The organism is Chryseobacterium sp. MDT2-18 (assembly GCF_030815285.1).
In the GTDB taxonomy this organism is placed as follows: Bacteria; Bacteroidota; Bacteroidia; order Flavobacteriales; family Weeksellaceae; genus Kaistella; species Kaistella salivictor.
This window is the reverse complement of sequence record NZ_JAUSWQ010000003.1, coordinates 143,024-155,302: the sequence shown is the minus strand read 5'-3', so window position 1 is coordinate 155,302 and position 12,279 is coordinate 143,024. Positions and strand designations below refer to the sequence as shown.

At 39.5% G+C, this 12,279-nt stretch carries 12 protein-coding genes; 11 read left to right on the top strand and 1 reads right to left on the bottom strand.

Annotated elements, in window-relative coordinates:
• Positions 1-3 precede the first annotated feature (3 nt).
• Positions 4-561: a hypoxanthine phosphoribosyltransferase gene (hpt, locus tag QF004_RS04600; RefSeq protein WP_133440963.1), complete on the bottom strand. Its 558-nt coding sequence runs from the start codon at positions 559-561 to the stop codon at positions 4-6.
• A 154-nt stretch (positions 562-715) separates the two neighbouring features.
• On the opposite strand from hpt, the gene QF004_RS04595 reads away from it, so the two are divergent.
• From QF004_RS04595 to QF004_RS04545, 11 genes are all read left to right on the top strand, one after another.
• Entirely contained in the window at positions 716-2,002 is a 1,287-nt protein-coding gene (locus QF004_RS04595; protein ID WP_307423273.1) for an adenylosuccinate synthase, read from the top strand.
• A gap of 230 nt (positions 2,003-2,232) precedes the next feature.
• On the top strand, positions 2,233-3,051 hold the full coding sequence (locus QF004_RS04590) for an energy transducer TonB (protein ID WP_307423270.1): 819 nt from the start codon (positions 2,233-2,235) through the stop codon (positions 3,049-3,051).
• Between the two features lie 171 nt (positions 3,052-3,222).
• On the top strand, positions 3,223-3,996 hold the full coding sequence (locus QF004_RS04585) for a ParA family protein (RefSeq protein WP_133440960.1): 774 nt from the start codon (positions 3,223-3,225) through the stop codon (positions 3,994-3,996).
• A gap of 55 nt (positions 3,997-4,051) precedes the next feature.
• Complete coding sequence (locus QF004_RS04580) at positions 4,052-4,939, top strand: ParB/RepB/Spo0J family partition protein (RefSeq protein ID WP_307423265.1); 888 nt, start codon at positions 4,052-4,054, stop codon at positions 4,937-4,939.
• Positions 4,939-5,568 carry a DUF5683 domain-containing protein gene (locus QF004_RS04575; protein WP_133440958.1) on the top strand — a complete coding sequence of 210 codons (630 nt, stop codon included), beginning with the start codon at positions 4,939-4,941 and terminating at the stop codon, positions 5,566-5,568. The genes QF004_RS04580 and QF004_RS04575 overlap by 1 nt, the downstream gene beginning before the upstream one ends.
• A gap of 294 nt (positions 5,569-5,862) precedes the next feature.
• Positions 5,863-6,567: a 4-hydroxy-tetrahydrodipicolinate reductase gene (gene dapB, locus QF004_RS04570; RefSeq protein WP_307423260.1), complete on the top strand. Its 705-nt coding sequence runs from the start codon at positions 5,863-5,865 to the stop codon at positions 6,565-6,567.
• Positions 6,568-6,684: 117 nt separating this feature from the next.
• Positions 6,685-8,334, top strand: coding sequence for a signal peptidase I (gene lepB / locus QF004_RS04565; RefSeq protein ID WP_307423257.1), 1,650 nt, complete (start codon positions 6,685-6,687; stop codon positions 8,332-8,334).
• 232 nt (positions 8,335-8,566) lie between these two features.
• Positions 8,567-9,178: a WbqC family protein gene (locus tag QF004_RS04560; RefSeq protein ID WP_307423254.1), complete on the top strand. Its 612-nt coding sequence runs from the start codon at positions 8,567-8,569 to the stop codon at positions 9,176-9,178.
• Between the two features lies 1 nt (position 9,179).
• On the top strand, positions 9,180-10,892 hold the full coding sequence (locus QF004_RS04555) for a S8 family serine peptidase (protein ID WP_307423251.1): 1,713 nt from the start codon (positions 9,180-9,182) through the stop codon (positions 10,890-10,892).
• A gap of 123 nt (positions 10,893-11,015) precedes the next feature.
• Positions 11,016-11,495 carry a lipocalin family protein gene (locus QF004_RS04550; protein WP_133440953.1) on the top strand — a complete coding sequence of 160 codons (480 nt, stop codon included), beginning with the start codon at positions 11,016-11,018 and terminating at the stop codon, positions 11,493-11,495.
• A 19-nt stretch (positions 11,496-11,514) separates the two neighbouring features.
• Positions 11,515-12,207, top strand: coding sequence for an OmpA family protein (locus QF004_RS04545; protein WP_133440952.1), 693 nt, complete (start codon positions 11,515-11,517; stop codon positions 12,205-12,207).
• The last annotated feature ends 72 nt before the right edge of the window (positions 12,208-12,279 follow it).

Genomic DNA, 12,279 nt, shown 5'->3' with positions numbered 1-12,279 from the left:
TTTTTAGTGATTTATTCTTCCTTCAGACAATTGGTATAAATCCGGAAGATTTCTTCCTAATTCATCATAATCAAGTCCGTAACCTAAGACAAACTTATTCGGGATTTCTTTGGCGACATAATCGATTTTGAATTCTTTTTTGTAAACATCCGGCTTTAATAATAAAGAGGCTACTCTTAAAGATTTCGGACGCTGGGTGTTTTTAAAGTATTCAAACAGGCTTTCAATGGTGTTTCCTGTATCGATGATGTCTTCCATCAGGATGATGTGGCGGCCTTCTACTTCCTTAGTCAGGTCCATTTTCTTATAGACAATTCCTGTCGACTGTAATCCGCCGGAATAAGAGCTCATCTGAATAAAAGCGATCTCGCACTCTCCCGGATAATGTTTCAGGAAATCAGAAAAAAACATAATTACTCCGTTGAGAACCCCTATAAAAACCGGGACTTCATCTTTGTAATCTTCATATACTTTTAGGGCAAGTTCTTTAATGATGGACTGAATTTCGTCGTTTTTTAAGTAGGGGACGAATTCTTTATCGTGAATTTTAACTATATTCATATGTTTTTTCTAAAGTGCAAATTTAAGGAAATAATTTGAAAGAGAATGGTGTAAATCCAGAGCATCTATAAAGGCGGTGAATATTTCATGTCTAAATTTTGTTCAAGATTATTATAAAAACTATTTTTGTAGAAATCTAAATAAAAAGTAAAATATGGCAACTTACGTTGTAGTTGGTCTTCAGTATGGCGACGAAGGCAAAGGAAAAATCACAGACGTTTTATCAGCAAAATCGGACTATGTAGTGCGTTTTCAGGGAGGAGACAATGCCGGACACACCGTATATGCGGGCGAAGAAAAATTTGTTCTGCACCTGCTTCCATCGGGAGTTTTGCAGTGCAAAGGAAAATGTATTATTGCCAACGGAGTCGTGGTCAACCCGAAAGCATTTTTGAGTGAAATCGCTCAGATCGAAGAAAAAGGCATGCGTACCGATCACGTTTTTATCAGCAGAAGAGCGCATGTGATCATGCCATATCATATTTTGCTCGATACGTACCGTGAAGAGGAAACAGGCGGAACGTACATCGGTACGACCAAGAAAGGAATCGGCCCCTGTTATGAGGATAAAATTGCAAGAGTGGGCATCCGGATGATTGATCTTTTGAATCCTGAAGTTCTGGCGGAGAAGATCAGAAAAAATTTAAAAATTAAAAACTCGCTTTTCGAGAAATATTTTGAAAAACCAACTTTAGAATTTGAAGAAATCTATAATGAGTTTTTAGAATTGGGAGAAAAGCTGAAACACCGAATCGTTGATACCGAAGTTGAATTAAATCAGGCGATCCACGACGGAAAGAATATTCTGTTCGAAGGTGCACAGGCTGCAATGTTGGATATTGATTTCGGAACGTATCCGTACGTCACCTCTTCATCGCCAACAACGGGAGGAGTCTGTTCAGGCGCAGGAGTGCCGCCAACAAGTCTTCAGAATTTAATCGGAGTAGCAAAGGCGTATACCACAAGAGTTGGCGAAGGACCTTTCCCAACGGAACTTGATAATGAATTGGGTAAAAAAATCAGACAGATTGGTTTCGAATTTGGGGCGACCACAGGAAGACCGAGAAGAACGGGCTGGCTCGATCTGGTTTCACTGAAACACGCCACCATGATTAATGGGATCAATAATCTGGTGATTACCAAACTGGATGTTCTTTCCGGGATTTCACCAATAAAAATTGCAACGAAGTACAAAACCGAAGACGGAAAAATCATCGATTATTTTACTTCTTCCACCACGAAGCTGTACAATTATGAACCGATGTACGAAGAACTGGAGGGTTGGGACGAAGATATTACCAAAGTCCGCAGTTACGATGAGCTGCCGGAAAATGCCAAAAAGTATATTAAATTCATTGAAAACTATTTGGGAATCAATGTTTATCTTGTTTCAGTCGGTCCTGAAAGAAGTCAGAATATTATCCGGAAAGAATTATTTTAAGGGCATTAAAGAAATTTCTGAAAAATATAAAGTAAAAACCACTCTGCAAAGGGTGGTTTTGCTGTTGGTGGGTTAAAATTATACATCTGTTATGTTTTGAATGGTTTCTTTTATTTATTGTTAAAAAATTGGCTTGTATTTTGATAAAAACTAATCATTGAATACGATAATATATTAAACTAATAATCATCAGTTGATTTTTACCTTTAACCCATTAAAATAATATTGTGATGAGAAATTTACTCCAAAACAAAGAGTTTCAACTGGATGAAATTCTTTTCGAACACCGAAACAAGAACTATGGCGCTTATGTTTTAAGAAATGAAGCAGATCATATTTTAACAAAATCGATGTTGATCGGAATAGGCGTTTTTGCGATGATGGCGATCTCCCCTTTAGTGGTCAATGCTTTTAAATCAACAGGGAAAATAATCACTGATGAAATCCCGCCACCTTATATCATGAGAGAGGTGGAAAGAGCAGAAAAACCTCCTGAACCTGTACACACAACTCCTCCGGTTCAAACTCCGGTGAATACGTTAGATTCGAAAGTTCCGACTCCGGCAAAAAATCCGCCGGTGGAGAAAGTAATGCCTAAGCAATCAGACTATATCAATGCCGTGCCGGGCACTCAGGACATTATTGGTGATCCGCCTGTCACTACTTATACACCGCCTGCAGTTCAGGATGTTCCGGTGAAAAATCCGGAAACCGGTATTCCAAAACCGGTCGATAATTCACCAAAAACAACGGTTGATGTGGAAGCCAATTTTATGGGTGGAATCAATGTCTTCAGAAATAAAGTGGTGAACCAGTTTGACGGTTCTGCGATCGACGGAACTGGTGAAGTTTTAAAAACAACCATCGTTTTCATTGTTGAAAAAGACGGTTCTATCAGCGAAGTGAAAGCGACCGGACCCAACGCGGATTTCAACCGCGAAGCAATAAAAACCATTAAATCCGTGAAAGGAAAATGGGTGCCTGCAAAGTTAAATGGCGAGAATGTGAGAAGTTATTTCAAGTTCCCAATCTCTATGCAGTTCGAATAAACAGGCAGTTACCGAAAAAAAGATCTGACTTATCCACAAAATACCTTGTTTTGTGGATAATTTTATTTAGGGCTAAACCATTAATTTATAATACTTTAACTTTATTCAGGGGTTTGGGAATCATTTAAAAATCAGAAAAAAGTGTATTTTTGGACATTAAATTTTTATATAATGGCTAAAATCATAGGGATCGCTAATCAAAAAGGCGGCGTAGGTAAAACCACGACTGCGGTAAATCTCGCTGCAGCACTGGGAGTTTTGGAAAAGAAAATTCTGATTATCGATGCAGATCCTCAAGCAAATGCAACTTCAGGATTAGGGATTGAAGATGCAACTTTTTCTACCTATCACCTGTTGGAACACAGCGTAGAAGTTGAAAAATGCATTCAGAAAACAGCTTCTCCCAATTTGGATATTATTCCGTCGCATATTGATTTGGTGGCTGCTGAGATTGAGTTGGTCGACCGTGAAAACCGGGAGTATATGCTCAAAAAAGCATTACAGTCGATCAAAGCGAATTATGATTATATTATTATCGACTGCGCACCAAGTTTAGGATTGATTACTGTAAATGCTCTCACAGCGGCAGATTCGGTGATTATCCCCATTCAGTGCGAATACTTTGCGCTGGAAGGTTTGGGTAAATTACTTAATACCATAAAAAACGTTCAGAATATTCATAACAAAGATTTGGATATTGAAGGTTTGCTGCTCACCATGTTTGATTCCCGTTTAAGATTGTCCAATCAGGTAGTAGAAGAAGTTCACCTGCATTTCCCGGAAATGGTTTTTGAAACAATTATCAGCAGAAATGTCCGTTTAAGTGAAGCACCGAGTTTCGGCGAAAGCATTTTGAATTATGATGCAGAAAGCAAAGGCGCCATCCAGTATCTTCAGTTGGCTGAGGAAGTTTTACTGAAAAACGAAAATTTAATAAGTAACTAAGCAATGATTTTTAAGGGTTGATTTAAACTTTAAAAATCAAGAAAATATTTTAACAATGAAAGACAAGAAAAGAGCAATGGGACGTGGATTGGGTGCGATTTTGAGCGCCGAGTCGAAAGCCACGGTCAACTCCGCTACCGATGAAGGTGCAGACAAATTTGTCGGCAATATTATGGAGGTCTTTTTAGAAGATATTGATCCGAATACCACGCAGCCACGGACTTACTTTGATGAAAAGGCACTGAATGATCTGGCGCAGTCTATCAAAACTTTGGGCGTCATTCAGCCGATTACTTTAAGAAAAGAAGGCAACAGGTTTGAAATCATTTCTGGGGAAAGACGTTTCCGGGCCAGTAAAATTGCCGGTTTAAAAAGCGTTCCGGCTTATATCCGTCTGGTCAATGATCAGGAACTGCTCGAAATGGCTTTGGTTGAAAACATTCAGAGAGAAGATTTAGATGCCATCGAAATTGCGCTCACCTACCAAAGATTGCTGGAGGAAATCGGAATGACTCAGGAGAATTTAAGCCAGAGAGTGGGCAAGGAAAGAAGTACGATTACCAATTCCATCCGTTTGCTGCGTTTGAATCCTGACTTTCAGAACGCCATCCGGAGTGGTGAGATTTCTGCGGGACATGGTAGAGCGATTATCAGTGTAGAAGAGGAGGAAAAACAAAAGGAACTTTTTGATAAGATTTTAAAAAATAACTTAAGTGTCCGCCAAACCGAGCAGGAAGCCAATTTGCTGAAAAATCCCAAGGAGGAAGTTAAGAAACCGAAAACACAGCTGCCGAATCATTTCAAAAAAGTAGAGAAGAATTTAGCCGATATTCTGGAAGTTAAAGTAGAAATAAAAACCGCTGCCAACGGCAAAAAAGGAAAAATCGTTCTCGATTTCAAAAATGAAGAAGAGTTAGAACAAATTCTGGCACACTTTAAATAATGCAAAAACTTAAGGTACTATTTTTGGTTTTATTTTCAATGATGACTTTCGCACAGATCAGTCCGAAAGATACCATCCGTGTTGAAAATTATCCAACAGATTCGGTTTCTGCAAAACAGGTACCTTCTGAAATAGAGGTGCTTACCAATATTGAAAAGGCCAATGCGCCTGCGGGTGTAATGAAATTTAATCCTACCAAAGCAGGTCTGTATTCCGCAATCCTTCCGGGATTAGGGCAGTATTACAATAAGAAATACTGGAAAATTCCCATCGTTTGGGGCGGCATCGGCACCGGAGTTGGGATTACGCTTTGGAATCAAAAACAGTATAACCGTTACAGAGATGCTTTTGTCGCGGAATTAAACGGGCAAAAGCATGAATTCTCGGATATTCCCGGCGTTACCAAAGAAGTTTTGGGCAGAACCCAGGACCGGGCAAAAAGACAGCGTGATTACGCAATCGCCATTACCGGTTTGGTGTATATCCTGAATATTGTAGATGCAGTCGTAGATGCACACTTGTATGAAGGAAGACATGATCCGGATCTGGCCTTAAAACCCACCGTGATTTTTGACGAATTCGGAAAGATGAATTCTAAAGCCGGTTTGAGTTTAAGTTATAATTTTTAATTAAAGGTAAATTACACCATTATAAAATAGGAGGTAACTGAAAATAAAAGTTTTTTAAACCACAAAGTCATAAAAGATTTTAGGGAAAAGAACTGGAAGTAAAAACGTAATTTATGAAGACCCATAGAGGAGGGAAATCTGTAGATTTTCATTTGGTGAACTTTTATTAACTCTTTTCTTAAGAAATCTTTTGTGACGGGGTGGTGGAAAACATCAACCGTTGATTAAAGTAAAATAAGGTTTGATCTACAACAGATCATTCATTTAATAACAAACGCACTGCGATAAATAAATATGAAAATAGCACTTGTTGGTTACGGAAAAATGGGCCATATCATTGATGAGATTGCCACCAAAAGAGGTCACGAAATTGTAGCGAGATTAAGCGAAACTCCTACTGCCGAAAACCTGAATAATCCTGATGTGGTCATCGAATTTTCTCATCCGGAAGCCGCCTTTAATAATATTAAAATCTGCCTGGAAAATAAAATTCCTGTGATTTGCGGAACAACCGGCTGGCTCGATCAAAAACCGGAAATCGAGAAAATTGCGCTTCAGAATGATACGGCTTTTTTGTACGGATCTAATTTCTCGTTGGGTGTTAATTTGTTTTTTGCGCTGAACGAAAAACTGGCCAACCTGATGAAGGATTTTTCCGAATACAAGGTGCAGCTGGAAGAAATTCATCATACCCACAAAAAAGATGCACCTAGTGGAACTGCTATTTCCCTCGCCGAAGGAATCATTAAAAATGACCAAAGATTTGATGCCTGGAAACTCGATGAAACCCAAAACAAAGAACTCGGTATTTTTGCCATTCGTCAGGATGAAGTTCCCGGTACACACAGCGTTTACTACAAAAGCGATGTTGATGAAATCGAAATCAAGCACACTGCTTTCAACCGGAATGGTTTTGCAGTAGGAGCTGTAGTTGCCGCTGAATGGATTATCGGTAAAACGGGAAATTTCACCATGAACGATGTGCTTTTTAATAAATAATAAGTAATAAGCAATAAGCAATAAGCAATAAGCAATTACTCATTACTTTTCACTCATTATTCATGAACCTGTAACAATTTTGAAATACACTAAACTAATAGTGATAAGCAATAAACTATGAATTACTTTCTTACCTATTCGATTTACGTTGTCATCCTTTCTTTACTGATGGGGATTTCTACGTGGAAACTTTTTAAGAAAATGGGTTACAATCCGCTTTTTGCGTTTGTTCCGTTTTATAATTACTTCATTATCTTAAAAGAAACTGAACATTCAAAATGGTGGGTGGTTTTATCGTATGTTCCGATTGTCGGACCGATTATGATGACGGCTTTCCATTTGTTTTTAATGAGGCATTTCGGCAAAAAGTCTTTTGTACAGACTTTGTTGACGATCCTGCTTCCGTTTATTTATTTGGCGGCGGTTAATTATTCGAAAGATCCCGAAGTGGAGAAAGAAGACGATCTGTATTTGACAGAAGAAGAATTAGCATCTAAAAAGAAAGATACTTTTACCGGTTCTATTACCTTTGCGGTTGTTTTTGCCACCATTATTCACGTCTTCTTTACCCAGCCGTTCGGGATTCCGACCGGTTCTATGGAGAGAACACTTTTGGTGGGAGATTTCTTATTTGTAAATAAATGGTCCTACGGTTTCAGAATGCCGATGCGGCCGGTAGCATTGCCATTCCTGCAGGGAACCATTATGGATACGGGACAAAAAGGAAATCCGAAAGACGATCCCAAATCGTATGTTGATGCCATCAAACTTCCTTACAGCAGGATTTTGCAGTTAAAGAAACCGCAGAGACACGATATCGTAGTGTTCAATTATCCCCAGGATTCTGTGCACACAGCCATTGACCGGAAAGATCCTTACGTGAAAAGATGTGTCGCCGTCGCCGGAGATGTGTTGGAGATGAGAGCCGGCCGACTTTTCATTAATGGAAAACCGGAAGTGGTTTTAGGAGATCAACAGTTGCAGCATAAGTACATCGCGACGACAGGCAGCCAGTTGGATATTCCGGCACTGTATAAAACGTATGGCTTTTTACCGGTTCAGGAAATCCAGACGCAGAACGGTTTCATGTATGATTTCCAGGGATTAACCGATCAGACTGCGAGAGAAATAAAAGCCCTTCCACAGATTATCGACCTCAAAGAACATATTTGGGAAAAAGATTCCGCAGCGGTTTCTTATAAAGCAAATGCGGCCAGAGATGCCTATACCAAAAACATCGATACCACCCAATCGATTTTCCCCATTAATAAAAAGTGGAATCAGGATTGGTACGGTCCGCTGAGAATCCCGAAAAAAGGCGATGTCGTAACTGTAAATCAGGACACTTTACCCGAATATCAGTGGATTATTTCAGAATATGAACACCATCATTTAGAAAATAAAAACGGAAAAATCTTTATCGACGGCAAAGAAGCCACCCAATATACCATTCAGCAGGATTATTACATGATGATCGGTGATAACCGGGATGCGTCTCTGGATGCACGGTTTTTCGGCTTTGTTCCGGAAGAGAATATCGTGGGATCACCCATGTTTACCTGGCTGAGTGTGCAGGGACTGTTCAAGGACAGCGGCTCTTCTTATCAGGCAGACACCAAAATCCGCTGGGACAGAATGTTCAAAGCGACCAATACCGGCGAGCTGCACAAAACCTCTTACTGGTGGGTTGCGGCCTTAATTCTTGGATTGTTTTTCGGCTGGGATTTCATTGTGAAACTCTTTAAAAAGAAAAAAGAAGAGCAGTAATGTTTTTGGGAGCTGTTTCCCGCTGTCCGCTGTATCCCCTCACTGCTGCCGCAGATTCGGGGGATGCCGCTTCCATCGGGGCTAGGGGTTCCGTTTCCGATCAGAAATTTGTACATCGTAGAAATAGACTTCGATTTTAAAGAAGTACGTTTAATTTTTCGAATCATCGTTTTGTCTTTTATCAGGAAGCGAAGCGGCCTTTCATGTTTCATCTAAAATTTAGTATTGAGCAATGCCTATTTTATTACCGATATTTTACCTTCCTCCAATTTCATGGTTTTCTGTTTTTTTGCAGGAAGATGCCAAGATCATTTTCGAACAGTATGAACATTTTCCAAAGCAGACTTACCGCAACAGAGCCAATATATATGGCGCCAACGGAAAACTGTCTCTGATTATTCCGATGAATCACAACGGAACAAGGGTATTAAAGGATATACAGACTTCTTCCCGGGAAAAATGGCAGCAGCTTCACTGGAAATCCATAAAAACCGCTTACCAGACTTCTCCTTATTTTGACTACTATGAAGATCAGCTTGAAGAAATCTTTAAGTTCCGGTCAACTTCATTGATAGAATTTAATCTTAATGCTTTAAAAGTGATTCAGAAAATTCTGAAAACAGAAAAGGCATATTCTTTGAATAGTGAGTTCTTCAAAGAACCTTTGGTGCTCAGTTACAGAGATCAGTTTTCAGCAAAATCAGAAACCGCTTATCACATGGAAGACTACTATCAGTCTTTTTCAGATAAATATGGTTTTTTAGAAGACCTGTCAATCATTGATCTTATTTGTAACAAAGGCCCGGAATCGATGACTTATATCAGAACCATTCAACAGAAATAATATGAAAAAAATAGTAATCGCGGCTTGTTTTATAACAGGCGTTGTATCATTTGCACAGCAGGCAGCTGCTCCTCTAGATCCGATCAAGGATAAAAATCTGATGACCTGGTATCATCAGGATATTGCCTCAGGCAATATTTATGGGGTCAATACCCAAAACGCATACAAGTATTTAGAATCCAAAGGTTTAAAACCAAAAACAGTAATCGTTGGGGTTTTAGACAGCGGAGTAGATGTTGAACATCCCGGTCTGATCAAAAACAGGTGGGTTAACATCAACGAAGTTCCGGGAAATGGAATCGATGATGACGGAAACGGATATATCGATGACATCTACGGCTGGAATTTCATCGGAGGAAAAAACGGAGATACCGATGTCGATAATATGGAAGTAACCCGTTTGGTTAAAAAATACCAGCCGATTTTCGAAGGTGCGAATTCTGTAGAAAACAAAGCCAATCAGGCGAAAATGCCGGCGGACTTTGATATGTACATGAAGTCGAAAGAAATTTTCACCAAAAAGAGCATTGAAGCAAAGCAGAATTACGAAACCTATAAGAGAATCTCCGACATGATTCCGTCGATGATTGCAATGCTCAACGGTCAGAATCTTACCCAGGAAGCTGTGGCAGCAATTAAACCGGCTACTCCCGAGCAGTCAATGGCGGTTTCTGTTTTAGCGCAGGTCAGCAGAGATCCTTCTGTTACCGGTAAATCTCCGGCTGAAGTACAGAAATTTTTAACTGCTCAAATGAAGGAAGCATTGGATTACTACGAACCACAGGCCCTGAAACAGTATAATTTGGATTATGATCCCAGAGCTTCAATTGTTGGAGATAAGTACGACGATTATTCAGAAAAAAAATATGGGAATAATCACTACAAAGGTCCTGATGCACAGCACGGAACCCACGTTGCCGGAATTATTGCGGGTATGCCGCAGGGCAGTGAAGTGCAGTATGGAGTAGGCTATAAAACGGCGAAAATCATGACTGTACGTGCAGTTCCAAATGGAGATGAAAGAGATAAAGATGTTGCCAATGCAATCCGCTATGCTGTAGACAACGGTGCAAAAATATTAAATATGAGTTTCGGAAAACCGGTTTCTCCGGGGAAAGAGTTCGTGTGGGATGCCTTTAAATATGCCGAATCAAAAGGAGTTCTTTTGGTGAAAGCCGCAGGAAATGAAAATGAGAATATTGCGGAGCATGTTTATTTTCCGACAAATTTTAAGAACGCAGATGATGCCCAGCCATTCATTAGCAATATGATTGTTGTGGGAGCTTCTACCAACGATAACGAGTTCCTGAGAGCCGACTTCTCCAATTACAATAAAAAAATGGTCAATGTATTCGCACCAGGCGACAAGATTTACTCTACCGTTCCGGATGGTAAGTACGAATATCTGCAGGGTACTTCTATGGCATCGCCGGTTGTGGCAGGTGCTGCCTCTATTTTACTTGCGTATATGCCGAATCTGACTCCTGCACAGATGATCGAAGCATTGGTGAAAACTTCAAATAAATCGTCGGTAAATGCCATGATTAATTCTAACACCAATAACAGATTTGATCTTATTTCTGAAGCGGGCGGTGTCATCGATGTAAGAAAAGCAGCCGAGTATGCCTATTCGAATTTTTATAAACCGTCGCCTCATTCAGCTCCTGCAAAAGTGAAACCTTCTGCAGTAAAGAAAAAGAAGGTTAAACGGTAATTCGTTGATTAAATAAGACTTTATTTAAATAGTAAAAAAAAACCCGTTAATTCGGGTTTTTTGGTTTTTGATGTTTACTTGGCACGGTTTTTTGTAGTGTTAAACTAATTAATTGTAACTACTATGAAAAATTTATTATTAGCAGGAATTATCGGAGCAGCATTTACTGTCTCATGTTCCACCGCAAAAACTGCGCAGTCCAGCCGTGCAGAATTTTTGAAACTGAAAGGCGACTGGGAGATTACCAGCGTAAACTATGACAAGAACTACAAAGTAAAACCTTTTGATGAAGGTGCTGATGCGCAATGCTTTGTTGGAAGTCACTGGAGACTGATCCCAAATAACTGGACCGGTTCTTATACCATCAATGGTGGTGGAAGCTGCCCAAGTGTTATTCAGCCTATTAAATTTGAGGTAACTAATGGTAATGAATTTAAATTCAAGAAACTGTTGGAAGGCTCAAAAGCCAAAGCAGTTACGGTAGGTTATTCATTAAATTTAATCAGCCAGACCGCGGATCAATTTAGTTTAGAGCAAAATATTCCTTCGGGTGGAGAAAATGTAAGAGTGGTTTACAATTTCGAAAGAACAGGAATGAAATAAAAATATTAAAATAAACATTATGAAAATTTTCAACAAAACAAATATTGCAGCACTATTTATCTCCGCATCAATGGTGATGACCAGTTGTGAGGCTGTAAAAAACTCAAACAATCAACAAAAAGGAACGGTAATCGGTGCTGCTGCAGGAGCGGTCTTAGGTGGCGTTCTCGGTAATAATTTAGGTAAGGGTAAAAACGCACCGTTAGGGGCTGTGCTTGGTGGTGTTATTGGTGGAGTAGCCGGTAATGTTATCGGTAACAAAATGGATAAACAAGCCAAAGAAATCAAGGAAACTTTACCTGGTGCCGAAGTCGAAAGAGTTGGTGAGGGAATTAAAGTAACCATGAAAGAAAATATGGTCAACTTCGGATTTGACTCCTCTAATCTTACTTCAGACGCTAAAATAAACCTTGATAAATTAGCAACTATTCTGGCAAATAATCCTGATACCAATATCAATATCTACGGTTATACCGACAGCAAAGGAACAGACTCTTATAACCTTGCCCTTTCCGACAGAAGAGCGGCAGCGGTTAAAAGTTATTTATCTTCCAAAGGTGTTTCTTCAATGAGAATGAATACCATGGGAATGGGTGAAGCTGATCCAATTGCTTCCAATGATACCGAAGCAGGCAGAGCACAGAACAGAAGAGTGGAATTTGCCATTACCGCAAATGAAAATATGATTAATGATGCTAAATCAGGACAATAAGCTCATCTTAAAATACTGATATATAATCCGCTCCGGCGGATTTTTTTTTATTTAAAATTCACTAATTTCGCA

Excerpts from the sequence above, each read along its gene's own strand:
- hpt (WP_133440963.1), bottom strand. The coding sequence starts at position 561 with ATGAATATAGTTAAAATTCACGATAAAGAATTCGTCCCCTACTTAAAA.
- QF004_RS04595 (WP_307423273.1), top strand. The coding sequence starts at position 716 with ATGGCAACTTACGTTGTAGTTGGTCTTCAGTATGGCGACGAAGGCAAA.
- QF004_RS04590 (WP_307423270.1), top strand. The coding sequence starts at position 2,233 with ATGAGAAATTTACTCCAAAACAAAGAGTTTCAACTGGATGAAATTCTT.
- QF004_RS04585 (WP_133440960.1), top strand. The coding sequence starts at position 3,223 with ATGGCTAAAATCATAGGGATCGCTAATCAAAAAGGCGGCGTAGGTAAA.
- QF004_RS04580 (WP_307423265.1), top strand. The coding sequence starts at position 4,052 with ATGAAAGACAAGAAAAGAGCAATGGGACGTGGATTGGGTGCGATTTTG.
- QF004_RS04575 (WP_133440958.1), top strand. The coding sequence starts at position 4,939 with ATGCAAAAACTTAAGGTACTATTTTTGGTTTTATTTTCAATGATGACT.
- dapB (WP_307423260.1), top strand. The coding sequence starts at position 5,863 with ATGAAAATAGCACTTGTTGGTTACGGAAAAATGGGCCATATCATTGAT.
- lepB (WP_307423257.1), top strand. The coding sequence starts at position 6,685 with ATGAATTACTTTCTTACCTATTCGATTTACGTTGTCATCCTTTCTTTA.
- QF004_RS04560 (WP_307423254.1), top strand. The coding sequence starts at position 8,567 with ATGCCTATTTTATTACCGATATTTTACCTTCCTCCAATTTCATGGTTT.
- QF004_RS04555 (WP_307423251.1), top strand. The coding sequence starts at position 9,180 with ATGAAAAAAATAGTAATCGCGGCTTGTTTTATAACAGGCGTTGTATCA.
- QF004_RS04550 (WP_133440953.1), top strand. The coding sequence starts at position 11,016 with ATGAAAAATTTATTATTAGCAGGAATTATCGGAGCAGCATTTACTGTC.
- QF004_RS04545 (WP_133440952.1), top strand. The coding sequence starts at position 11,515 with ATGAAAATTTTCAACAAAACAAATATTGCAGCACTATTTATCTCCGCA.